The 21,668-nt window shown below is 64.8% G+C and carries 19 protein-coding genes; 11 read left to right on the top strand and 8 right to left on the bottom strand.

Annotated elements, in window-relative coordinates; translation table 11 throughout:
* Nucleotides 1-39 precede the first annotated feature (39 nt).
* Complete coding sequence (locus tag ACP16H_RS03385) at nucleotides 40-723, top strand: glutamine amidotransferase-related protein (protein ID WP_425070843.1); 684 nt, start codon at nucleotides 40-42, stop codon at nucleotides 721-723.
* 35 nt (nucleotides 724-758) lie between these two features.
* On the opposite strand, the gene ssb is transcribed toward ACP16H_RS03385, so the two are convergent.
* Nucleotides 759-1,307: a single-stranded DNA-binding protein gene (gene ssb / locus ACP16H_RS03380; RefSeq protein WP_425070842.1), complete on the bottom strand. Its 549-nt coding sequence runs from the start codon at nucleotides 1,305-1,307 to the stop codon at nucleotides 759-761.
* 178 nt (nucleotides 1,308-1,485) lie between these two features.
* Between ssb and ACP16H_RS03375 the strand changes: the two genes are divergently transcribed.
* Together ACP16H_RS03375 and ACP16H_RS03370 are read left to right on the top strand one after the other, a co-directional pair.
* A complete protein-coding gene (locus ACP16H_RS03375; RefSeq protein WP_425070841.1) occupies nucleotides 1,486-2,106 on the top strand; it encodes a lytic transglycosylase domain-containing protein in 621 nt (206 codons plus the stop codon).
* A gap of 152 nt (nucleotides 2,107-2,258) precedes the next feature.
* Nucleotides 2,259-3,287: a hypothetical protein gene (locus ACP16H_RS03370; protein ID WP_425070840.1), complete on the top strand. Its 1,029-nt coding sequence runs from the start codon at nucleotides 2,259-2,261 to the stop codon at nucleotides 3,285-3,287.
* Here the strand turns inward: ACP16H_RS03370 and ACP16H_RS03365 are convergent.
* The 6 genes from ACP16H_RS03365 to miaA form a co-directional block, all read right to left on the bottom strand.
* A complete protein-coding gene (locus tag ACP16H_RS03365; RefSeq protein ID WP_425070839.1) occupies nucleotides 3,268-5,355 on the bottom strand; it encodes a dipeptide ABC transporter ATP-binding protein in 2,088 nt (695 codons plus the stop codon). The genes ACP16H_RS03370 and ACP16H_RS03365 overlap by 20 nt on opposite strands.
* Nucleotides 5,356-5,446: 91 nt before the next feature.
* The gene (locus ACP16H_RS03360) at nucleotides 5,447-6,886 is read right to left on the bottom strand and encodes an ABC transporter permease (protein WP_425070838.1); all 1,440 of its coding nucleotides are present in this window, start codon (nucleotides 6,884-6,886) and stop codon (nucleotides 5,447-5,449) included.
* 10 nt (nucleotides 6,887-6,896) lie between these two features.
* On the bottom strand, nucleotides 6,897-8,033 hold the full coding sequence (locus tag ACP16H_RS03355; protein ID WP_425070837.1) for an ABC transporter permease: 1,137 nt from the start codon (nucleotides 8,031-8,033) through the stop codon (nucleotides 6,897-6,899).
* Nucleotides 8,034-8,149: 116 nt separating this feature from the next.
* Nucleotides 8,150-9,820 carry an ABC transporter substrate-binding protein gene (locus tag ACP16H_RS03350; RefSeq protein WP_425070836.1) on the bottom strand — a complete coding sequence of 557 codons (1,671 nt, stop codon included), beginning with the start codon at nucleotides 9,818-9,820 and terminating at the stop codon, nucleotides 8,150-8,152.
* Nucleotides 9,821-10,046: 226 nt separating this feature from the next.
* Complete coding sequence (locus ACP16H_RS03345; RefSeq protein WP_425070835.1) at nucleotides 10,047-10,901, bottom strand: helix-turn-helix domain-containing protein; 855 nt, start codon at nucleotides 10,899-10,901, stop codon at nucleotides 10,047-10,049.
* Nucleotides 10,902-11,804 (bottom strand): tRNA (adenosine(37)-N6)-dimethylallyltransferase MiaA, encoded by a 903-nt coding sequence (gene miaA / locus ACP16H_RS03340; protein WP_425070834.1) that lies wholly within the window; start codon nucleotides 11,802-11,804, stop codon nucleotides 10,902-10,904.
* Nucleotides 11,805-11,907: 103 nt separating this feature from the next.
* On the opposite strand from miaA, the gene pyrH reads away from it, so the two are divergent.
* Nucleotides 11,908-12,654: a UMP kinase gene (gene pyrH / locus ACP16H_RS03335; RefSeq protein WP_425071125.1), complete on the top strand. Its 747-nt coding sequence runs from the start codon at nucleotides 11,908-11,910 to the stop codon at nucleotides 12,652-12,654.
* A gap of 70 nt (nucleotides 12,655-12,724) precedes the next feature.
* On the opposite strand, the gene ACP16H_RS03330 is transcribed toward pyrH, so the two are convergent.
* Nucleotides 12,725-13,768 (bottom strand): GlxA family transcriptional regulator, encoded by a 1,044-nt coding sequence (locus tag ACP16H_RS03330; RefSeq protein WP_425070833.1) that lies wholly within the window; start codon nucleotides 13,766-13,768, stop codon nucleotides 12,725-12,727.
* 192 nt (nucleotides 13,769-13,960) lie between these two features.
* Between ACP16H_RS03330 and frr the strand changes: the two genes are divergently transcribed.
* The 7 genes from frr (at nucleotide 13,961) to bamA (ending at nucleotide 21,668) form a co-directional block, all read left to right on the top strand.
* Entirely contained in the window at nucleotides 13,961-14,521 is a 561-nt protein-coding gene (frr, locus tag ACP16H_RS03325; protein WP_425070832.1) for a ribosome recycling factor, read from the top strand.
* A 194-nt stretch (nucleotides 14,522-14,715) separates the two neighbouring features.
* Entirely contained in the window at nucleotides 14,716-15,444 is a 729-nt protein-coding gene (locus ACP16H_RS03320) for an isoprenyl transferase (RefSeq protein ID WP_425070831.1), read from the top strand.
* A gap of 15 nt (nucleotides 15,445-15,459) precedes the next feature.
* Nucleotides 15,460-16,245, top strand: coding sequence for a phosphatidate cytidylyltransferase (locus ACP16H_RS03315; protein WP_425070830.1), 786 nt, complete (start codon nucleotides 15,460-15,462; stop codon nucleotides 16,243-16,245).
* 6 nt (nucleotides 16,246-16,251) lie between these two features.
* Nucleotides 16,252-17,421, top strand: a complete 1,170-nt coding sequence (gene dxr / locus ACP16H_RS03310) for a 1-deoxy-D-xylulose-5-phosphate reductoisomerase (RefSeq protein ID WP_425070829.1) — start codon at nucleotides 16,252-16,254, stop codon at nucleotides 17,419-17,421.
* A 27-nt stretch (nucleotides 17,422-17,448) separates the two neighbouring features.
* Nucleotides 17,449-18,792, top strand: a complete 1,344-nt coding sequence (rseP, locus tag ACP16H_RS03305) for an RIP metalloprotease RseP (protein WP_425070828.1) — start codon at nucleotides 17,449-17,451, stop codon at nucleotides 18,790-18,792.
* 196 nt (nucleotides 18,793-18,988) lie between these two features.
* Nucleotides 18,989-19,120, top strand: a complete 132-nt coding sequence (locus ACP16H_RS03300) for a hypothetical protein (protein WP_425070827.1) — start codon at nucleotides 18,989-18,991, stop codon at nucleotides 19,118-19,120.
* A 259-nt stretch (nucleotides 19,121-19,379) separates the two neighbouring features.
* Complete coding sequence (bamA, locus tag ACP16H_RS03295; RefSeq protein WP_425071124.1) at nucleotides 19,380-21,668, top strand: outer membrane protein assembly factor BamA; 2,289 nt, start codon at nucleotides 19,380-19,382, stop codon at nucleotides 21,666-21,668.

Raw genomic sequence — 21,668 nt, 5'->3', positions numbered from 1 at the left:
GAGAGGGGTCATGTGACGAGGTTTGCTGGGGAGTGTGATATGCGGATCGCGTTGATCGGGGATCATTCCGAGGAGGTGACGGCGCATCGCGCCATCCCCGTGGCCTTGGATATGGAGGCTGCGGCGCTGGGACTGGAGGTCTCCTTCGCATGGCTCGGGACCGCGCGGCTGGATGATCCATCGGTCCTGGCGGAATATGATGCGGGCTGGGTCGTCCCGGCCAGTCCCTACGCCGACTTCGACAATGCCCTCGCCGCCATTCGATACCTGCGCGAAGCGGACATGCCCTTCCTCGGGACCTGTGGCGGCTACCAGCATATGCTGGTGGAATATGCGCGCAACGTGCTGGGCTATCCGGCGGCCGGGATCACCGAGATTGATCCGACGTGCGGGATGCCGCTGGTGTCGGCGCTGACCTGTGCGCTGGTCGAGGTGTCGGAGCCGGTTCTGCCGGAGCCGGGTGGGCTGGTTGCGCGGCTGTGCGGGGAGGCTCAGCAAGACGAAAGCTATCGTTGCAGTTTCGGGCTGAACCCGAAGTACGCGGGGATTTTCGACGGCAGCGGGTTGCGGGTGGCGGCGCGCGACAGGGACGGCGCGGTGCGGGCCATGGCGCTGGAGGGACGGCGGTTCTTTCTGGGGACGGCGTTCCGGCCCGAGCGCGCAGCGCTGGTCGGGCGGCGGCATCCGGTTGTTGCCGCCTTTGTCGCAGCGGCGGCTGCGTAAGAAGAAGGGGGCCGATTGGCCCCCTTGCGTGTCCCTTAAAACGGGATTTCGTCGTCGATGTCGCGCGCGGGTGCTCGCGATGGGCTAGAGCCGCCACCGGAGCCGCCGCCGTAGCCGCCGCCCGAACCACCACCGTAGCCGCCGTCGTCATAACCGCCCCGGTCATCGTAGCCGCCACCGGAGGAGCCGCCGCCGTAGCCGCCGCGATCCCCGCCGCCACCGCCACCGCCACCCGGGCCGTCGAGCATCACCAGCTGACCGCCGAATCCTTGCAGGACGACTTCGGTCGAATAGCGGTCCTGACCGGACTGGTCCTGCCACTTGCGTGTCTGAAGCTGGCCTTCGATATAGACCTTGGAGCCCTTGCGCAGGTACTGCTCGGCCACGCGGACGAGGCCTTCCTGGAAGATGGCCACCGAGTGCCACTCGGTCTTTTCGCGGCGCTCGCCGGTGTTGCGATCCTTCCAGGTCTCGGAGGTCGCGATGCGCAGGTTGCAGACCTTGCCGCCATTCTGAAAGCTGCGGACTTCGGGATCGCGCCCGAGGTTGCCCACCAGGATCACCTTGTTCACTGAACCGGCCATGTAACTCCCTCTCGAAACAGGATTGGGGCCGATGCGGGAGAATCGCGTCGGCGAATGTCTGCCGTTTCTATACCAGCGGCCCAGAGGGGACAAACGCGTAGGGTGGTTCGGGGTTCCCGGTCTCGTTCATTTCGGTTAGTGTCTCGCGCAAAAGAAGAGTAGCGGTGAGGGATAGCGAATGGCGGTGTCACGCTTTGGGATCGGTTTGGCCGTGGGGCTGAGCCTCGTGGCCGGTGCGACTGTGGCCGAGACCATTTCGACCAAGAACCGCGCGCTGCTGTTTTCCTCTCAGACCAGTGTTCTGGATAACCGTGCATCCCAGCAATACAACAATTCCATACGGTTGCAGCCGCCAAAGGTGGTCACGCCGACGAAATGGGGCACCGGGGATGATGCCGCGGCTGGCGGGCCGGTGCCGAAGTACCGGGGACGTTATAACGGTCCCTATGCCGTTATGGCGCGGGTCGCCGCGCAGAAGCATGGCGTGCCAGAGGACCTGTTCCTGCGCCTCGTGATGCAGGAATCGCGGTTCAATCCAAAAGCGCTGTCGCACAAGGGCGCCATCGGGCTGGCGCAGTTGATGCCGGGCACGGCCAAGGCGCTGGGAGTCGATCCGCATGATCCTCAGCAGAACCTCGAAGGCGGGGCCAAGTACCTGAAGATCCAGTACCGCAAGTTCGGGGACTGGCGACTGGCTCTGGCGGCCTACAACGCGGGGCCGGGGGCGGTGGAAAAGCACAATGGTGTGCCGCCCTACCGCGAGACGAAGAACTACGTGAAGGTGATCTGGGGCAGCTGAGGCTGCCTTTTCCCTGTCCGGGTTGCCACTGGCGTGCCTCTGCCGGGCTTCGGTCAGCGGGCAAATTTCCCGACAATTGAAAAGTTTAGCGCGCTGTTGAGGCTTTTGCGCGATCCTTACATCCAACGCGGATGTTGCAGGATCCGAGGGTGATGGCGGGTGACGGACGGCAAGAACGGTTGACGGCGACATGGCATCGGCTGGTGGCGATGCTTGGGTTGGCGCTATGCGTAATGGCGTCCTCCGGGGCGCGGGCGGAGCCATGCCAGGCGCCCGGCGACCTCGTGGGACTGGTGCGGCTGATGTCCGTTCTGCCGCCAAACGGTGGTGCGATATCGCCCGCCTTTGCCGACCGGCTGTCGACAAGGATCGGTACGCTGAGCGAGGTGTCCATGCTGCGCGCGCTGGAGGAGCACCGCATGCAGGTGCTCAGCGGGATTGCGCTGGAAATCATGTCAGAAGCGGCGCGCTTGTCACACCCCGGGGCAGAGTTCGACGGGCGCCATGTGCGCCTGATGCTGCGGGAATTCGACCAACAGGCGACGCTGGCCTGCCAGCAGGCGGAGAACGCCATGACCAGCACCCCCGAAGAGCTGGCCGGTGTCTTTACCGAGGGGCGCGTCGACTGGGACGAGGTCGACCGGTTGCTGCGCGACAACAAGGTGGTCAGCGGTGGTGCGGTGGTCGGTCTTCTGATCCTGGTGATCGGACTGTTGTTCGGGGCGGATTTGGTGGTGCGATGGGCCTGGGCGCTGGTTTACAACCGTCGCGCCTGCCGTGTGCCCGCGACGATGGACGTGAACGGAACCGCTGTTCCCGGCCTTGTCCTGACGCTGGGCCGGGGGGGCTTTCGGTTCCATCCCTATGACATGGCCGATTTGACCCTGGCCGAAGGGGCCAGCGTTGTCCTGCACGTCGAGGCGGCCGTCCCGCTTCAGGCGGAGCTGAGCCGCCTGCACGAGGCTGTGGCGGACTTCCGACTGACCGATGCCCTGTCGGTGAAGGGCCAGAACGACATTCTCGCGCAGTCGACGATCTCGCCGTATTTCATCCGCAAGTCCCGCGATGGCGGAGAGGCGGAGGTCATCACGCTGGTGGTCCCCGCCGCGTCCGAGCAGGCCGCGGAACAGCGCGACATGCTAGGGAGCGGCGTGGCCCGCGCTACTCCGCCGCGATCTTGATGACCGGTTCCATGCCGGCAAGGTCTGCGTCGGAGAGGTGACATTTGACCTGATGGCCCTCGGCCAGCATCCGGACCGGCGGCACTTCGCGCTCACACAGGCCGCCGGGCACCTGCGATTTCCAGCGGCAGCGCGTCTGGAACGGGCATCCGGGGGGCGGGTTCATGGCAGAAGGAATGTCGCCTTCGAGGACGATATGCGTCTTCTCGACCGAGGTATCCGCGATGGGCACCGCTGACAAAAGCGCCTCGGTATAAGGGTGATAGGGGGGAGAGAAGACCTGTTCGGTGGTCCCCAGTTCGACCACGTGGCCAAGGTACATGACCATGACCCGGTCGCTGAGGTAACGCACGATCGACAGGTCGTGCGAGATGAACAAAAGCGTGGTCTTCTGCTCGCGCTGGATCTCCATCAACAGGTCGCTGACGGCGGCCTGTACCGAGACGTCCAGCGCCGATACCGGTTCATCCGCCACCACGATCCGCGCGCCCCCGGCAAAGGCGCGGGCAATGCCGACGCGCTGCTTTTGCCCGCCGGACAACTGGCGCGGCATCCGTCCGGCAAACTCGCGCGGCAGTTTCACGAGGTCCAGCAGGCGCAACATCTCGTCGCGCCGCTCGGCATCCGATGCGCCTTTGCCAAAGATCTCCAGCGCGCGCATGATCTGCCGCCCGACCGTCATCGACGGATTGAGCGTGTCGAAGGGGTTCTGGAACACCATCTGCACATCGGCGATGGTCTGGGTGTCACGCGCCTCGATGGGGGTGCTTTCGATGTTGCGGTTGTCCAGCAGGATCTGGCCGTCGGTCGCGGTCTCCAACCCCATGAGCACCTTGGCAAAGGTCGACTTGCCACAGCCGGATTCACCGACGATGGCGAGGGTCTCGCTTTCACGCGCCTCGAAGGTCAGGGTCTCGTTGGCCTTGACCACCTTCGTCCCGGCAGAGCCGCCGAACAGCTTGTTGGCCGCCACCTCGTAATATTTCTTGAGGTGGTCCATCTTCAGGATCACGCGGCCCGGTTCGGATTTCTCCTTGGCCACGACGTTGGCAGGCGGAGCGGTCCAGTCGATTTCCGCGAATTTCAGGCAGCGCGAGCGATGCCTTTCATCGCCCGGCACCGGCGACATCGGTACGCGGTCCACGGCGTCACAGCGCCCGGCCTCGAAATAATCGCAGCGCGGGCCAAAGTTGCAACCGGGCGGGCGCTCGTGGGGCAGGGGGAAGTTGCCGGGGATCGCCACCAGCGGGCGGGCGTTCTTGTCCGCGCCGGGCAGAGGGATCGAGCGGAACAGAGCCTGCGTGTAGGGGTGCTGCATCTGGTCAAAGACGTCGGCGATGGAGCCGGTCTCCACCGCCTCGCCGGAATACATCACGCAAAGACGGTCACAGGTCTCCAGCACCAGCCCGAGGTTGTGTGAGATGAACAGCATCGACGTTCCGTATTTGGCGCCAAGCTCCTTGACCAGTTCCACCACGGCGGCCTCGACCGTCACGTCCAGCGCGGTGGTGGGTTCGTCGAGGATCAGCAGCGAGGGTTCGGCCATGAGCGCCATGGCAATGACGATGCGCTGCTGCTGGCCGCCGGACAGCTGGTGCGGATAGCTGTCGAGGATGCGCTTCGGGTCGGGCAGCTTGACGTCCGTCACCACCTGAAGCGCGCGGTCGTAGGCCTCTTTCTCGGACGCGCCCTTGTGGATCATCGGCACTTCCATCAGCTGGCGCCCGATCTTCATCGCCGGGTTGAGCGAGGCCATGGGCTCCTGGTAGATCATGGCAATCTCGGAGCCGCGAATGCGCCGCAACTCCTCCAGCGACATGGTGTTGAGGTCGCGGCCCTTGAACTTGATCGACCCGCCGACGATGCGGCCGTTCTTGCCGAGGTCCTGCATGATCCCCAGCGCCACGGTGGATTTGCCACAGCCGCTTTCGCCCACCAGCCCCACGGCCTCGCCCGGCATGACCCGCACCGAAAAATCCATCACGGCAGGGATTTCCCGCAGCCGCGTGAAGAAGGAAATCGAGAGGTCCTCGATTTCCAGGATCGGCCCGTCAAAGCGCTCGGTCATGTCTTAGCCTCCAGAACAAGAGCGCGCGCCCCTGCTTCTTTGGTTTTCCAAATACCCTCGGGGTCCGGGGCAGAGCCTCGGTCCGCCGTCGTCAATCCCGCAACGATTCCTCGCGCAGCCCGTCTGCCAGCAGGTTCAGCCCCAGCACCAGCGACAAGAGCGCCAGCGCCGGCGGCAGGGCCGGGTGCATGTAGACGGCCAGCAGGCGGCGGCCCTCGTTGATGGTCGTGCCCCAGTCCGGGCTTTCCGGCGGCAGGCCAAGGCCAAAGAACCCCAGCGTGCCCAGAAGGATCGTCGTGTAGCCGATGCGCAGGCAGAAATCGACGATCAGCGGGCCACGGGCGTTGGGCAGGATTTCCCACAGCATGACGTACCACGGGCCTTCGCCGCGGGTCTGTGCGGCAGCGACGTAATCGCGGGTCTTGATGTCCATGGTCAGGCCCCGCACGATGCGGAACACCGTGGGCGAGTTCACGAAGACCACCGAGACGAAAACCACGAGGATCCCCCCCGGCACGTCGAACAGGTCGAGCGGCCAGAAGTCGATTTTCGACAGCGGTTCGTTGATGAGCGAGAGGTAGGCCAGCGCCATGGGGACCAGCAGCACTACCAGGTAGGTGATGTTCTTGCGCGGCTGCGTGCGGAACCGGGAGTGTATCAGCACGGCGACGAAGATCAGCGGAAAGATGAAGAGGAAGACGGCCATGAACTGCGGCAGGCCGGTGGCGATGATCTCGGGCGTGACCAGCAGGTAGAACAGCAGGATCACCGGGAAGGCGAGGATCAGGTTGGCGAGGAAGCTGAGCACCGTGTCCAGCTTGCCGCCGTAGTAGCCCGCGGGCAGGCCCAGCGTGATGCCGACCATGAAGGCAAAGAGCGTCGCCAATGGCGCGATGGCCATGACGATGGTCGATCCCTTGACCATGCGCGAGAACACGTCGCGGGCGAGGTTATCGCCGCCAAGCAGATACCAGCCAAAGCCTGCCTCGGCGGTGGGCGTCGGGGTGCCGGGGACCTTGTTTTTCATCCCCGACAGCTGCGCCACGGGGTCGTGGGTGGCGATCAGGTCGAATACCCCGGCAAAGAGCGCTGTGAAGACCCAGAACATCACGAGCGCAAAGCCGATCATGCCGATGGTGGAGTCGAAGAGCTTGCCATAGAGGCCAAGCCGCCGTTTGTAGTGGATTGACAGCGCGAAGGTCGCGGCAAGCGCGATCCAGACGGGCAGGAAACGGCGGATCATGCCGCCGACGATGCCGCCGGAGGCGCCCAGCAGGATGCCGCCCAGCAGGTAGGCGGCGAGCAGGGCGATCAGCGCCAGCCCCAGCAGGTTCGACGCCATGCGCAGCCCGCCCCAGATGCCGCCCGTGGCGACGAGGGTGCCATCGGGGTTGGCCTTCATCCCGGTGTCGGGTTCGAAGAACGACAGCAACACGCGCAGCACCACCACCAGCGCAAAGAGCGGCACGAGGATATAGAGGATCGGGTCGAGAACGGTGCCGAGGCTGCCGGTCCAGGTCAAAGGGTCCATGGTCCTCTCCTCAGGTCACGCTGATGCGCGGGTTCAGGTAGACGTAGCCGATGTCGGAGATCAGCTGCGTGATGAGCACGACAAACACCGCCACGACCGACACGCCGAGCAGCAGTTCGATGTCGTTGTTGCCCGCCGCTTCGACCACCGCCCAGCCGAAGCCCTTGTAGTTGAACAGGGTTTCGACGATGACCACGCCGTTCAGCAGCCACGGGAATTGCAGCATGATGACGGTGAAGGGGGCGATGAGCGCGTTCCTGAGTGCGTGCCTCAGGACGATGTTGCGGAAGGAAACGCCCTTCAGCCGGGCGGTGCGGATGTACTGCGCGCTCATGACCTCGGCCATCGACGCGCGGGTCATGCGGGCGATGTAGCCCATGCCGTAGAGCGCGATGGTCAGGACGGGCAGGAAGAAGTTCTCGAAATTCGCGTCCTCCATCGCGGAGGCGGCGGAGCCCTTGAACCATTTCAGGCCCACGGCCGACGAGGTGAACACTGCGATCAGGATCACGCCCGAGACGTATTCCGGCGTGGCGGTGGTGGTGATGGACACGGTCGACAGCGAACGATCCAGCGCCGAGCCTTCGCGCATCCCGGCGAGGATGCCGAGGATCAGCGCCGAGGGCACCATCAGCACCATGACCCAGAACATGAGTTTCCCGGTCAGGCCGAGGCGCGTGCCGATCACGCCGCCCACCGGCTCCTTGAACCGGGTGGAAAAGCCCCAGTGCCCTTGCAGGATGCCGCAAAAGCGCGGCGCGTCTTCCAGCGCGGTGCCGGGAAGCTGGCAGCGGGCGTTGACCTCTCCGTCCGGGGTTTCGATGCGGTAGCCGGGGGCGACGCCCAGCCATTCGGCGTAGTTGCGCACGAGGCGCAGGTCAAAGCCGGTATTGATCTGCGTGGCGGCCTCTTCGGCGGTGATCTGGCCCGAGCGGTAGGCGGCCAGCATCTCGGGGTCCACCGGCGAGCGGTAGCCGTTGTTGGCCAGCCACGAGGCGACCTCGATATCGGTCATCCGGAAGTTGCCTTCGGACTTCGCCAGCTTTTCGAGGTTGGGATAGAGGTTCGTCATGGTGAACACGACGAAGGTCAGACACAGGGCGGTGAGGATCATCACGGCCACACGTCTGAGGATGAACAGTCCCAAGGGCGCCTCCCTGTACTTGGGGGCCGGTCAGGGATGCGTCAGCCCCTTCGGGCTGGCGGATGCCTGTCCGACAAGGTGGGCCGCCCCCATCTGGGAACGGCCCGTGGTCTGTCAGGTCAGGCGGCGAGGCCCAGCTTGTAGACGTGGATCTCGAACGAGGGGTGCATTTCCGCGCCGACGACGCCCGGCTTGTAATGGCGATACAGCGAGCGCCAGTAGGGCTGGATGAAGACCGAGTCGCCCCGCAGGATGCCCTCGACGTCCTTCATCACCTCGCGGCGCGCGTCGGCGTCGGCGATGGACATGGCCTCCCCCAGCTTGGCGTCGAACTCGGGGTTGGAATAGCCCGCCTCGTTCCATGCCTCGCCCGTGCGGTAGGCCAGTGACAGCACCTGCACGCCCAGCGGGCGGTGGTTCCACTCGGTGATCGAGAAGGGGTATTTCGTCCAGTCGTTCCAGAAGGTCGAACCGGGCAGGACGGTGCGTTTGACGTTCATCCCGGCGTCGCGCATCTGCGCGGCACAGGCGTCGGCGGTGTTCTTGGTAAAACCATCGTCGAGCGAGATGATCTCGTGCTCGAAATCCGCCATGCCGATCTCGTCGAGCAGCGCCTTGGACGCCGCAGGGTCCAGCGGGGCCGGGCCGATGTCGGCGTATTCCGGGTGCACCGGCGCGACGTGGTGGTTTTCGGCCACGGTGCCAAGGCCCGAGTAGCCCAGTTCAAGAAGGACGGCGTTGTCCACGGCCTTCACCACCGCTTCGCGCAGCTTGGCATTGGCGTAGGGGGCGCTGTCACCCACGGGGGTCTGCTGGTTCATGCGCAGAACGACGGTGGAGCCGGTGACGACCTCTGATTTCTCCCAGCCGATGGCGTCGGCGATGTCGATGTACTCGTTCACGTTCTGATAGAGCATGTCGACTTCTTCGGATTCGATCGCCGCGATCCAGGACGCCGGGTCGGTGCCGTAGTCGATGTATTCCACGCGGTCGAGCGTTGCGCCGCCGTAGCCTTCGGCCTCGGCGCCCCACCACGTGTGCTCGGTGTTCTTGACCACGACGCCCTTTACGCCGACCTCGAGGCTTTCCGGCAGGTAGGGGCCGGTGCCGACGGGGTTGCCGAGCATGTTGTCGGGGTCGTGGCTGGAATGGACCACCGCCGCCGGGTAGTCCGCCATGCCGACGATCAGCGCGATGTCGGGGGTCGGCAGTTTCACCGTGACGGTCAGATCGTCGACCTTGGTCACGGCGCCTTCCATCAGCTTGGACGTGCTTTCGTCCACCAGAACCGCCATGCGGCCGGCCATCGAGTTGCCGTCGACGGTCTTGTCGCACCAGTATTCGATCATCCGCACCACGTCATCGGCGGTGAAGGCATCGCCGTTGTTCCATGTCACGCCGGGGCGGACGTGCAGCGTGTATTCGGTGGCGTCGTCATTGGCGTCCCAGGATTCCAGCAGCATGCCGCGGACGGAGCCGTCGCGGTTGTATTCCACCATGTATTCCAGCCACCCGCGGCTGAAGTTGGCGATCTGCGACCAGTCATAGGTGCGCGGGTCCTTGAGCGCGCGTACGTCGGTCTGGATGCGCAGGGTGCCGCCTTGCTGGGCGTGGGCCGCCGCCTGCGCCGGCGCGCCGAGACCGCCAAGCGCATAGGCCGCCGCCACCGACACACCGAGGCCGGTGGTACGGGCAAGGAATTCACGGCGGTCGAGCAGGCCCTGCTTGAACTCGCGTGCATACATTTCCGCAGCCGGATGGATCCGACGCGGCTGGTCAAGCTTGGTCATCGTGTTCTCCCTGTGACACGTTTTGTATTGTCGGAGGTCTGTGTAACAGCCGCTTCACGCATCGCGCGGAACTGTTGCGCCCCGTATTTGGACCATTGCGCACGAAGCGAGGCGCTGCGTCAACGCTCTGGATCGGCGTTTTTGGGTTCGAAACCGACATGTCGCTAGTTTGAAAGCGACACTTGCGCGGCGCAAGAGATCGTTGGGATAGGTTCGGTGCGCGGGGTCAGGCGCGGACGGGGGCCTTGCGCGCGCCGTTGCGCAGGGCCGAGGGGGTCTTGCCGGTGTGGGTCTGCACGAAGCGGGTGAAGTACGCCGCCGAAGAGAAGCCCAGCGATTTCGCCACGTCCTGAACGGGCGGTTTCGGGCTGTCCAGCGCCATGCGGGCGGCGTGCAGCTTGCGTTCGGTCAGCAGGTCGGCGGCGGTCTTGCCGCAGGTCGCCTTGCAGGTGCGCGACAGATGCGTGGGCGTGACGTCCAGCGCCTCGGCGTAGTCGCCCATGGTCTGCGCGGTGCGAAAGTCGCGGGTGAGCGCGGTGGCAAAGCGTCGGGCGAGGCGTTGCGCGGCGGTCTCCTTGGGCGGCTCCGACGCGCCATTGTCGATCTGGCGCGCCAGCCAGATGCCCATCAGGCGCACGCGGGCCTCCAGCGCGTCCTGCATGAGGGCGCGTTTCTGTTGCAGTTCCCGGTGCATGGCGTCGATTTCGGCGGTCAGTTCGGCCTGGGCAAAGCTGTCGCGGATGCGCAGGACGGTCGGTTCATGCGGCTCGCGCGGGCCAAGTCCGGGGGCGGCATGGACGAAAAGCGCTTGCGTGCCGGGCTGAAGATCGACGCTGAACAGCGTCCCGGCGGGCAGCCAGAGCGCGTGGTGCATCGACACGCCCCGCAGCACCCCACCGATCATGACGCGGCCCTGGCCCTTTGTGATCCACAACAGCGTGGTGTCCTCGCGGTCATGCGCAAGGTTGTAACGCCATGGGGCGCTTTGGAATTCCAGCATGAAGGACCCGGCCCGGATCGGTCCGCGCGGTTTCGACGGCGCGGGGGGCATGGGGTTCTTCAGGAAGCCGGGTCTTGCCATCTAGGCGAGGTCCTCTGGAGTGATGCGCGGCCAGGTTGCCATGCGGGATTTGAACCACGTCCGCTGACGCTTGGCAAACTGCCGGGTGAGGATCGTGGCGCGCTGTGACGCTTCTGCAAGGGTCAGTTCGCCGCGCAGGTGGGCGATCAGTTCGGCAGCGCCAATGGCCTTGGCAGAGGGCAGGGCGGGCGACCATGTCGCTTCGTTGCGGCGGGCCTCGTCCAGAGCGCCCTGTTTCAACATCAGGTCAAAACGGCGCTCGATGCGCGGTGTCAGCCAGTCCTTTGGTGCATCGAACAGGAAAGGTTGTGCATGATCCAGCGGCAATAGCGGCGGCGGCGTGGCGTCCTGCCAGGCGCGCAACCCGCGTCCTGTGGCGCGCAAGACCTCCCACGCGCGCTGGACGCGCATGGGGTTTTGCAGGTCGATGCCTGCGGCGGTCTCGGGGTCGAGGTCGGCGATCATGCGGGAAAGGCCGTGTTTCGTGCGCAAACTGTCGGCCTCTTCGCGGATTTCTGGTGGGATCTGAGGCACCTCGGCCAGACCTTCGGTCAGGGCGGTGAAATACAGGCCCGTGCCGCCGGTGATGATCTGGCGCGGACCGTCCATCAGCGGCGCGAGGTCGCGCAGCCAGTCGCCGACGGAATAGGCCCGGGTGCCGGGGACGTGACCGTACAACAGGTGTCGCGCGCGGGCTTCGTCCTCGGCGGAGGGCCGGGCGGTCAGCACCCGCCAGTCGTCGAAGACCTGTATCGCATCGGCGTTCACCACCACGCCGCCCTGCCGTTCGGCGATGGCCAGCGCCAGCGCGGACTTGCCGCTGGCGGTCGGTCCGGCGATCAACACCGGGCGCGCGGGGTCGAGCGCGTCGATCCGGGTCTTCAGTGCATCGGGGATGGGCATGGGCAGGGGTCCGCTGACGTCTTGGGGAATTTCCGCACCGCAGCGCCATTGCACAACGGCGGGTTTTCCGCCAGATATGCCGGGAACCTACCCCCCGATAAAGATGGAGCGCAACATGAGCGAGAGCGAAACCACGCCCGCCCCCACCTATAAACGCGTCATGCTGAAAATCTCGGGGGAGGCGCTGATGGGCGATCAGGGCTTTGGCCTGCACCCGCCCACCGTCGAGCGCGTCGCGCGCGAGATCAAGGCGGTCCACGACCTTGGCGTCGAGATCTGCATGGTGATCGGCGGCGGCAACATCTTTCGCGGGCTGGCCGGGTCGGCGCAGGGGATGGAGCGCACCACGGCGGATTACATGGGGATGCTGGCCACGGTGATGAACGCGCTGGCGATGCAGTCGGCGCTGGAAGGGCTGGGGGTCTTTGTCCGGGTCATTTCGGCGATCCGCATGGACGAGGTTGCAGAACCCTACATCCGCCGCCGCGCCGTGCGGCACCTCGAGAAAAAGCGCGTCTGCATTTTCGCCGCCGGGACGGGCAACCCGTATTTCACCACGGATACGGCGGCGGCGCTGCGCGCCTCCGAGATGGCCTGCGAAGCGATCCTGATGGGCAAGAATGTCGACGGGATCTATGACAGCGATCCGAAGATCAACCCGGACGCAAAGCGTTTCGATGAAATCACTTACGACGATGTCCTGACCAAGAACCTGAAGGTCATGGACGCTTCGGCCATTGCACTGACCCGCGACAACAAGATGCCGCTTCTGGTGTTCTCGCTGAACGAACCGGGCGGGTTCAAAGGCATCCTCGCTGGCACGGGCACCTGTACCCGCGTGATTCCCTGAACGGTTCCGGGTCTTTTCTGGACGATTGAGCGATTTAACGCCCCGGATCATGCTCCGGGGCGTTCTTGTTTCAGGCGGTGCCGGTCTGCGGAGGCGGCGCAGAGCTGGACGAGGGGCGCGTGGCCTCGCTGTCCTCGGCCCAGGTCCTTGCCGGGATCTGGGGTGGGATGTTGGCCGGCGGCGCGGCGCGTTCCGCCGCGCGTTTGCGTCCTGCACGTTCAGCACGCGGCGGTTGGCCGAAGTGGCCTCGATAGCTCCGCGTGAAGGCGGAGGCTGAGGCGAAGCCGGTGGCGGAGGCGATCTCGGACACGGAAAGTGCCGTTTCCTCAACGAGTTGCGCGGCGCGCCTCAGGCGAAGGTCGAGGTAGACCTGCATGGGCGTCTTGCCCAGAGCCTTGTCGCAGCGCAGGCGGAGTTGTTTCATCGACAGGTCGAGTTCGGCGGCAATGCGTGGCAAGGGCAAGGGGTCCTGCAGGTGCGCGGCCATGATGGATTGCATCCGCGCCATCACCGGATCGGCGCTGTTCGGCAGGCTTTGGCGGCTGGAATTGTCCGCGACACGCCCGAGCGCCATGGCCTGTCCGGTCTTTGACGCGAGCGAGGGCCCGTGGGCGCGGGCGATCCAGTCCAGAAGCGCCTCGGCGGCGGCGAGGCCACCCGTGGAGGTCAGGCGCTGACGGTCGAATACATGCGTGCGCCGGGACAGGGCGACGGCGGGATAGCTGCGTTCGGGATCGGGCGGCAGCACGGCTTCGCGCCCGTCGAGCAGGCCGAGGCGGGCGAGGATCAGCGCGCCCTGATCGAGGCCCGCGAGCGTTGTCCCGGCGTTCGACGCCCGTGTCAGGAAGCCGCGCAGACCCATCGGCAGGTGCCCCAACGGGTCCGGTCCGGCGCACAGCACGATCAGGTCAAAGCCCTGCGCGCCCTCCCAATCCTGCGCGTCGGCCGCGATCACCGTGCCGTCGGACGCGGTCACGGGATCGCCTGTCACGGTGCGGATCCGGCAGGTGAACAGCGTCTGACCGGCGCAGAGGTTGGCGATGCGCAACGCCTCGCGGATGAGGACGTAGCCCAGCATTGGAAAGCCGGGAAAGAGGATAAGGCAGACGTGCATGAGGTGTCCGATACGGTCGTTCAGGTATGGTTCAGGGTGTTTCGGGCATCAGCCACGCCCGTTACCCATGTTTCGCACATCAGGCATTAACGAAGGCTTATGGAAAACGACGTCGTCCAAGAGTGATTGAAATGGAGGGCGGGACGGGCTAAGCCTCGCCACCGACGAAGGTTACCGCAGAGGCTGACGCTCATGTCCGACGAATTCGAACTCGACACAGATGATCTCAAGCGCCGCATGGAAGGCGCGATGGGGAACCTCAAGACGGAATTCGCCTCGTTGCGGACCGGGCGCGCGTCGGGTTCGATGCTGGAACCGATCCAGGTGGACGCCTACGGGTCGATGACGCCGATCAACCAGGTGGGCACCGTAAACGTGCCGGAACCGCGCATGGTCACCATCAACGTCTGGGACAGGTCGCTGGTGGGCAAGGTGGAAAAGGCGATCCGCGAGTCGGGTCTGGGCATCAACCCGCAGCTCAACGGCACCATCATCATGCTGCCGATCCCCGAGCTGAACGAGGAACGCCGCCGCGAGCTGACCAAGGTCGCCGGGCAATACGCCGAGCACGCCCGCGTCGCGATCCGCAACGTGCGCCGCGACGGAATGGAGCAGATCAAGAAGGGCAAGGATTCCATGTCCGAAGACGACGCAAAGCTGTGGGAAGGCGAGGTTCAGGACCTTACCGACACCTACATCAAGAAGGTCGACGAGGCGCTTGAGCACAAGCAGGAAGAAATCATGCAGGTCTGAGCCGCATGGGTCGGAGTGCAGTGGACGGGGGCGGGCGACCGCCCCTTTTTCGTGCGCTGGCGCGGGGGCCTCGTGGGGATGAAGTGGGCATGCACGGTTCCTGCACGATCTCTGCGCGACTATCCCTTTGGCAAGCCCCGGCCTTTCGTCTATGACGTCCAATGAACGAGCACTTGCCCCCTGAAGGAGCTTCCATGACCCGTCCGACCAGCCCCGAAGAGGGTGGCCCGCGTCACGTCGCGATCATCATGGATGGCAATGGCCGCTGGGCCACCATGCGGGGGCGTCCGCGCCTGTTCGGGCATCACGCGGGCGCGCGGCGGGTGCGCGAGATCGTGGAAAGCTGCCCGGACTACGGCGTCAAATACCTGACGATCTTTGCTTTCTCGACCGAGAACTGGAAGCGCACGCAGGTCGAGGTGGCCGGGCTGATGAGCCTCTTCCGGCGCTACATCATGAAGGAGATGCAGGCCTTCGTGAAGGAAAACGTCCGGGTGCGTTTCATCGGGGATCGTCCCCGGCTGGACGCCAAGCTGCGCGGCCTGATGGACGAGGCCGAGAAGATGACCGAGCATTGCACCGGCACGAACCTGACCATCGCGCTGAATTACGGTGGCCGGGACGAGGTCGCGCGGGCGACGCAGCGGCTCGCGCAGGACGTGGCGGATGGCAAGCTGAAGCCCGAAGATGTTTGCGAGGAGACGCTGCCGCGCTACCTCGACACCTGCGTGCTGCCGGACCCGGATCTGGTGATCCGCACGAGCGGCGAGGCGCGGATCTCGAACTTCCTGCTGTGGCAGTCGGCCTATTCGGAATACGAATTCGTCGACACGCTCTGGCCGGATTTTGCGCCCGAGGAATTCGGGCGACTCTGCGCAGCCTATGGCAAGCGCGACCGGCGTTTCGGCGCGGTGAAGGTTTAAGGACGGAAAGAACGCATGAGCGCACATCGTTGGGATGACCTGAAGGTCCGGCTGGCTTCGGCCGTGGTGATGATCGCGGTGGGCGTTCTGGGGGTCTGGGCCGGGGGCGTGGTGTTTCACCTGCTGATCGCGCTGGCCTCGGGTGTGATGGTCTGGGAACTGGTCTGCCTGCTGGATACCGGGCGGACGAAATCGCAATACATCCTTGGGGCGGCGACGTTCCTGGTGGCGGTGGTGGCGATCCGCTTGTCGCCGGGCTTTGCCCTGCCGCTGATGATGGCGCCTGCCATGCTCGGCTTTGCCCGGATGGAGCAGGGCGGCACGCGCTACGCTGTCTTTGCCACGCTGATCGTCTTTGCGGGCTACGGGATGATGGACCTGCGCGACGATCTGGGCGTGGTCTGGATGCTGTGGCTCATCACGACCGTGGTGGTGACGGATGTGTTTGGCTACTTCGCGGGGCGCGCCATCGGCGGGCCGAAGTTCTGGCCCAAGGTGTCGCCGAAAAAGACGTGGTCCGGCACGGCGGCGGGCTGGCTGGGGGCGGCTGTGGTCGGCTGGCTGTTCATGGGCTGGACCGGGGCGGGCAGCGGCCTGATCGGCATTTCCATCGCCGTGAGCATGGCCAGCCAGATCGGCGACATCGCCGAGAGCGCGTTGAAGCGGAAGGCGGGGGTGAAGGATTCCTCGAACCTGATTCCGGGGCACGGCGGCTTGCTGGACCGGTTCGACGGGATGCTGGGGGCTTCGGTGTTCCTGGTGTTCGCCTCGCAGATCGTCGATTTCCCGGCGGGGCTGTAAGGCGTCATGCGCAGGGTCAGCATTTTCGGCGCGACCGGGTCCATTGGTCAGAACACCATCGACCTGATCGCACGCGCGCCGGAGGAATACCGCGTCGTCGCCCTGACGGGGGGCCGCAACGTGGCGCAACTGGCGGAGGACGCGCGGCGTCTGCGTGCCGAGGTGGCGGTCGCGGCGGATGAGCCGCTGTTGCCCGAATTGCGCGAGCGGCTTGCCGGGTCCGGCATTGAGGCGCAGGCAGGGCGTCAGGCTTTGGTCGAGGCGGCGGATCGCCCGGCGGATTGGGTCATGTCGGCCATCGTCGGCGCGGCGGGGCTGGAGCCGGGCTTGCGCGCCTTGCAGCAGGGCGCGGCCCTTGCGCTGGCCAACAAGGAAAGCATGGTTTGCGCCGGTCGCCTGATGATGCGCACCGCCGAGGCCCATGGCGGGCGCGTCCTGCCGGTGGATTCCGAGCATTCCGCCGTCTTTCAGGCGCTGATCGGCGAGGACATGGCCGCCGTCGAGCGGGTCATCATCACGGCCTCGGGCGGTGCGTTCCGCGACTGGCCTCTGGAGGACCTGCACAAGGCGACGCCCGCGCAGGCGGCGACGCATCCGAACTGGGACATGGGGCAGCGCATCACCATCGACTCGGCGTCGATGTTCAACAAGGCGCTGGAGCTGATCGAGACGCGCGAGTTCTTTGGCCTCGACCCGGCGAAGATCGAGACGGTGGTCCATCCCGAAAGCATGATCCACGCGCTTGTAGGGTTCAATGACGGGGCGTTCATGGCGCATGTCGGGCCGCCGGACATGCGGCACGCCATCGGGTTTGCGCTGCATTACCCGGAGCGTCGGACCCTGCCGGTGGAAAGGCTGGACCTTGTGAAGCTGGGCGCGCTGACCTTCCGGCCCGCCTGTGAAACCCGCTGGCCTGCGCTGCGCCTTGCGCGCGAGGTGATGGAGGCGGGCGGCCTGTCGGGCGCGGTGTTCAACGCCGCCAAGGAAGTGGCGCTGGATGCCTTCATTGACGGACGCATAAGCTTTACCCGCATGGCGGGGGTCGTGGAGGAGGTTCTCACCCGGCTTTCGTCGCAGGTGCGTCACATTGATGACGCCTTTGACCTTGATATGGTGGTTGAGGTCGACCATCTCGCTCGGGTAGGGGCGGGTGAAATCATTGCGGCTACGGCCTGAGCATAAGATTCCTAGAAGGGGCGCGTTTTGGATCTGACGACACTGACGGCGAGTTTCAGCGGTTTTCTCTTCTATGCGGTGTTCTTCATCGTTGCACTGTCGGTCATCATCGCCATCCACGAGTATGGCCATTACATCGTCGGCAAGAAATCGGGCATCTTCCCGGAGGTCTTTTCGCTGGGCTTCGGTCCGGTGCTGTATTCGCGAGTCGATGGTGACGGGACGAAGTGGCAGCTGGCCGCGATCCCCTTTGGCGGTTACGTGAAATTCCGCGGGGACGGCAATGCCTCTGGCGCGTTAGCCGAGGACGGCGTGATGGAGGGCATGACCGAGACCGAGAAGCGGTCGACCATGATCGGCGCGCCGCTCTGGGCGCGGGCGGCCACCGTTGCCGCCGGACCGCTGTTCAACTTTGCCCTCTCCATCGTGATCTTCGTGGCAGTGTTCATGATGCGCGGCGTGACGGCGGACCCGCTGGTCGTGTCGGCGCTGAAGCCCACGCCCTACACGCAGGAACTGCGCGAGGGCGACCAGATCCTTGCCATCAATGGCGAGGCGCTGCCGGCACCCGGTGACATCGCGGCCTATCGTGCCTTCATGGACACGCTGCCGATGCAGCCGCTGCTGGACTACCGCGTGCTGCGCGACGGGTCCGAGGTGACGGTGCAGGGCCCCTATCTGCACGCGTCGATCGCGGGCACGGTGATGCCCCGCTCTCCGGCGATGGATGCCGGGTTGCAGGTGGGCGACGTCATCACGAAGCTGAACGGGCAGGAGGTCTTTGCCTTCGCGCAACTGCCCGAGGTGATCGAGAATTCCGGCGGTGCCCCGGTCGAGCTGGAAATCTGGCGCGACGGCGAGGTGCTGACGAAGACGCTTCAGGCGCGCAGCATCGACGAGCCGCAGGAAGACGGGACCTTCAAGACCGTGTATCGCATTGGCCTTGGCAGCGGCCCGGTGTTCGAGCCAGCCACGGTGACGCCGTCGTTCTTCGACGCCGTCTGGGGCAGCGTGCGGCAGGTGGGCGACATCATGTATGGCTCGGTGTCGGGCCTGTGGCACATGGCAACGGGCGCGATCAGCACCTGCAACCTGTCCGGCCCGCTGGGCATCGCCGAAACGGCGGGCGACGTGGCCAAGCAGGGGGCGATCGACTTCATCTACCTGATCGGTGTGCTGTCCACGGCGATCGGGCTCATCAACCTGTTCCCGATCCCGGTGCTGGATGGCGGGCATCTGGTGTTCTACGGCTATGAGGCGGTTGCGGGCAAGCCGCCGAGCGATGGCGCGTTGAAGGTGTTGATGTCCATCGGCCTGATGATCGTGCTGTCGATGATGATCTTTGGACTGACGAACGACATATTCTGTTGATCGTCGGGAGATCGTGGATACAGGCGCCGTCGCGAAGGTCTCGCGGCGGCGCCTTGCATCTTGGCTGTTGCGTGGACAATCCGGGCGTTGCGGCAGGCGGCGTTGACGGTCCCGCCACAGGATTTCGAGTCTGCGCCCAAATCCCGCCCGATTTCTCGCGCATGATGCCCCTGGACGACAACCAAGGACCGAATCCATGCAGACCATCTCCGCCGGATACCGCAGCATGAGCCTGCTTGTGAGCATCAACTTCGACCGGTTGCTGTATGTCTTCACCATTGTCTTTGCACTGTTCTTTGGGGCGTTCCTCGGCACCTTCATCAACTGACATCGGGATGATGTTTGACGGTGGTCGCGGCAGGTCTCGTGTCTGCCGCACCGGCTTTTTCAATATTTCGGTGTTGCACGGCGACGCCACGCGCAAAAACCGCGGCTGGGCTTTTGACAAGCGGGGGCATTGCGGCTAGTCACTTTGGCGAGGGATGTCGAAGTGGAAAGCGAAAATGGCAAAGGTCATTTCCGCGCAGGGTGCGCAGAAAAACAATACCAACCGTCTGGGCGATTTCGTTCAAGCCGTATGCCTGACGATGGCACTGGGGACAGGAGCCGCGACTGCCATCGCGGTGATCCCGCAGGCGGCCTACGCTCAGGTCTACAGCTTCAACAGCGTGGACGTGCAGGGCAACCAGCGGGTCGAGGCAGGAACCATCCTGACCTACGCCCGCATCTCGCGCGGGCAGCGTCTGTCGGCCGGTGAGCTAAATGACGCCTATCAGCGTATCCTTGCCTCCGGCCTGTTCGAGAGCGTGGACATGGTCCCGCAGGGGAACACACTGGTCATTCGCGTCGTGGAATACCCGACGGTGAACCGCATCGTGTTCGAGGGCAACAAGCGCATCAAGGACGAGGACCTCGCGCCCATCGTCCAGAGCCAGACGCGCCGCGTGTTCAGCGCCCGCGTGGCCGAGCAGGACGCCCAGAAGATTTCCGAGGCCTATGTGACCCAGGGCCGTCTGGCCGCGCGCGTCACGCCGAAGGTCATTCGCCGCTCGGACAACCGCGTCGATCTGGTGTTCGAGATTTTCGAAGGTGGCGTCTCCGAAGTCGAGCGCATCGGCTTTGTCGGCAACACGGTCTACACGGACCGCCGTTTGCGCCGTGTCGTTGATACCAAGCAGGCCGGTATCCTGCGCGCGATCATCAAGAAGGACACCTTCATCGAGGACCGCGTCGAGTTCGACAAACAATTGCTGAACGACTTCTACATGGCGCGTGGCTATGTCGATTTCCGCATCACCGGCGTGAACGCCGAACTGGCGCAGGAACGTGACGGCTACTTCATGACTTTCAGCGTCGAGGAAGGTCAGCAGTTCAAGGTCGGTCAGGTCGCGGTCAATTCCGATTTGCCGGACGTGGACGTCGAGAAATTCCAGCGCGCCCTGAAGCTGCGTCCGGGCGTGGTCTACTCGCCGCTGCGGGTCGAGAACGAGATCGCCCGTCTGGAAAAACTCGCGATTCGCGAAGGGCTGAGCTTTGTCCGTGTCGATCCGCGCATCGACCGCAATGATCGGGACCTGTCGCTGGACGTGACCTTCAATCTGGTTCGTGGGCCGCGCATCTTTGTCGAGCGCATCGACATCGAGGGCAACACCACAACCGTCGACAGCGTCATCCGTCGCCAGTTCGACACCGTCGAGGGCGATCCCTTCAACCCGCGTGCCATCCGCGAGAGTGCCGAACGCATCCGCGCGCTTGGCTTCTTTGGCGATGTGGCCGTGGATGCCCGCGAGGGCTCCAGCCCGCAGCAGGTCGTCGTTGATGTGAACGTCGAGGAACAGCCGACGGGCTCGCTGTCCTTTGGTGCCAGCTTCTCGTCGACCAGCGGTTTCGGGGCGAATATCTCGTTCTCCGAGAAGAACTTCCTTGGCCGTGGTCAGGCGTTCAGCTTCTCGGTCAACACCGCGTCTTCGGCCAAATCCTACGGGCTGACCTTTGTCGAACCGGCCCTGTTCGGTCAGGATCTAGGCCTTGGCTTTGCGGTCAATTACAGCGAGACGGACAACCTCGGCAGCGATTACGATACGCGGATCGGGACCTTCCGGCCCTTCCTGGATTTCCCGGTGTCCGACAACGGTCGCCTGCAGTTGCGCTATACGGCGCAGATGTCGGAAATCGCCGCAGGCGGCGCGCTGGCGGGTGGCGTCGTGGCAACCGAGGCCGCTTTGGGCGAACGTATCGACAGCTCGTTTGGCTACACCTACAGCTTTGACACCAAGCGTGCGGGGCTTAGCCCGACGAAGCGGACCCTGCTGGAATTCAGCCAGGACTTCGGCGGTGTCGGTGGCGATACGACCTTTGTCCGCACGGGCGTCAAGGCCGTCGCGCAGACCAAGATCATGAGCGAGGAAGTCACCCTGCGGGCCACGCTGGAAGGCGGCGCGCTGAGCTACTCCAAGGGCGAGTCGCGCGTGACCGACCGCTTCATGATAAGCCCCTCGTTGATGCGTGGTTTCGACTATGCGGGCATTGGTCCGCGCGAGATCGACGGCTCTGGCAACAGCGATCCGCTGGGCGGCAACTACTTTGCCGTGGCACGGTTCGAGGCCGAATTCCCGGTGGGTCTGCCGGAGGAATACGGCATCTCCGGCGGTCTGTTCTACGACATGGGTTCGGTCTGGGGCGTGAACTCGACGACTTCGCCGGCGGCGGGGAACAGCATCGTGTCGCAGGACTTTGAGCTGCGCCACGTTGTCGGTTTCTCGGTCTTCTGGGACAGCGCCCTTGGGCCGCTGCGGTTGGACTTTGCCGAACCGCTGTCCAAGCAGAAGTACGACGAGGTCAAGAACTTCAACCTGACCGTGTCGACGCAATTCTAA

This window comes from Sagittula sp. S175 (genome assembly GCF_049800975.1).
Lineage (GTDB): Bacteria > Pseudomonadota > Alphaproteobacteria > Rhodobacterales > Rhodobacteraceae > Sagittula.
Note: the sequence above shows the minus strand (reverse complement) of the source record. Positions and strands in the feature narration are given on the sequence as shown.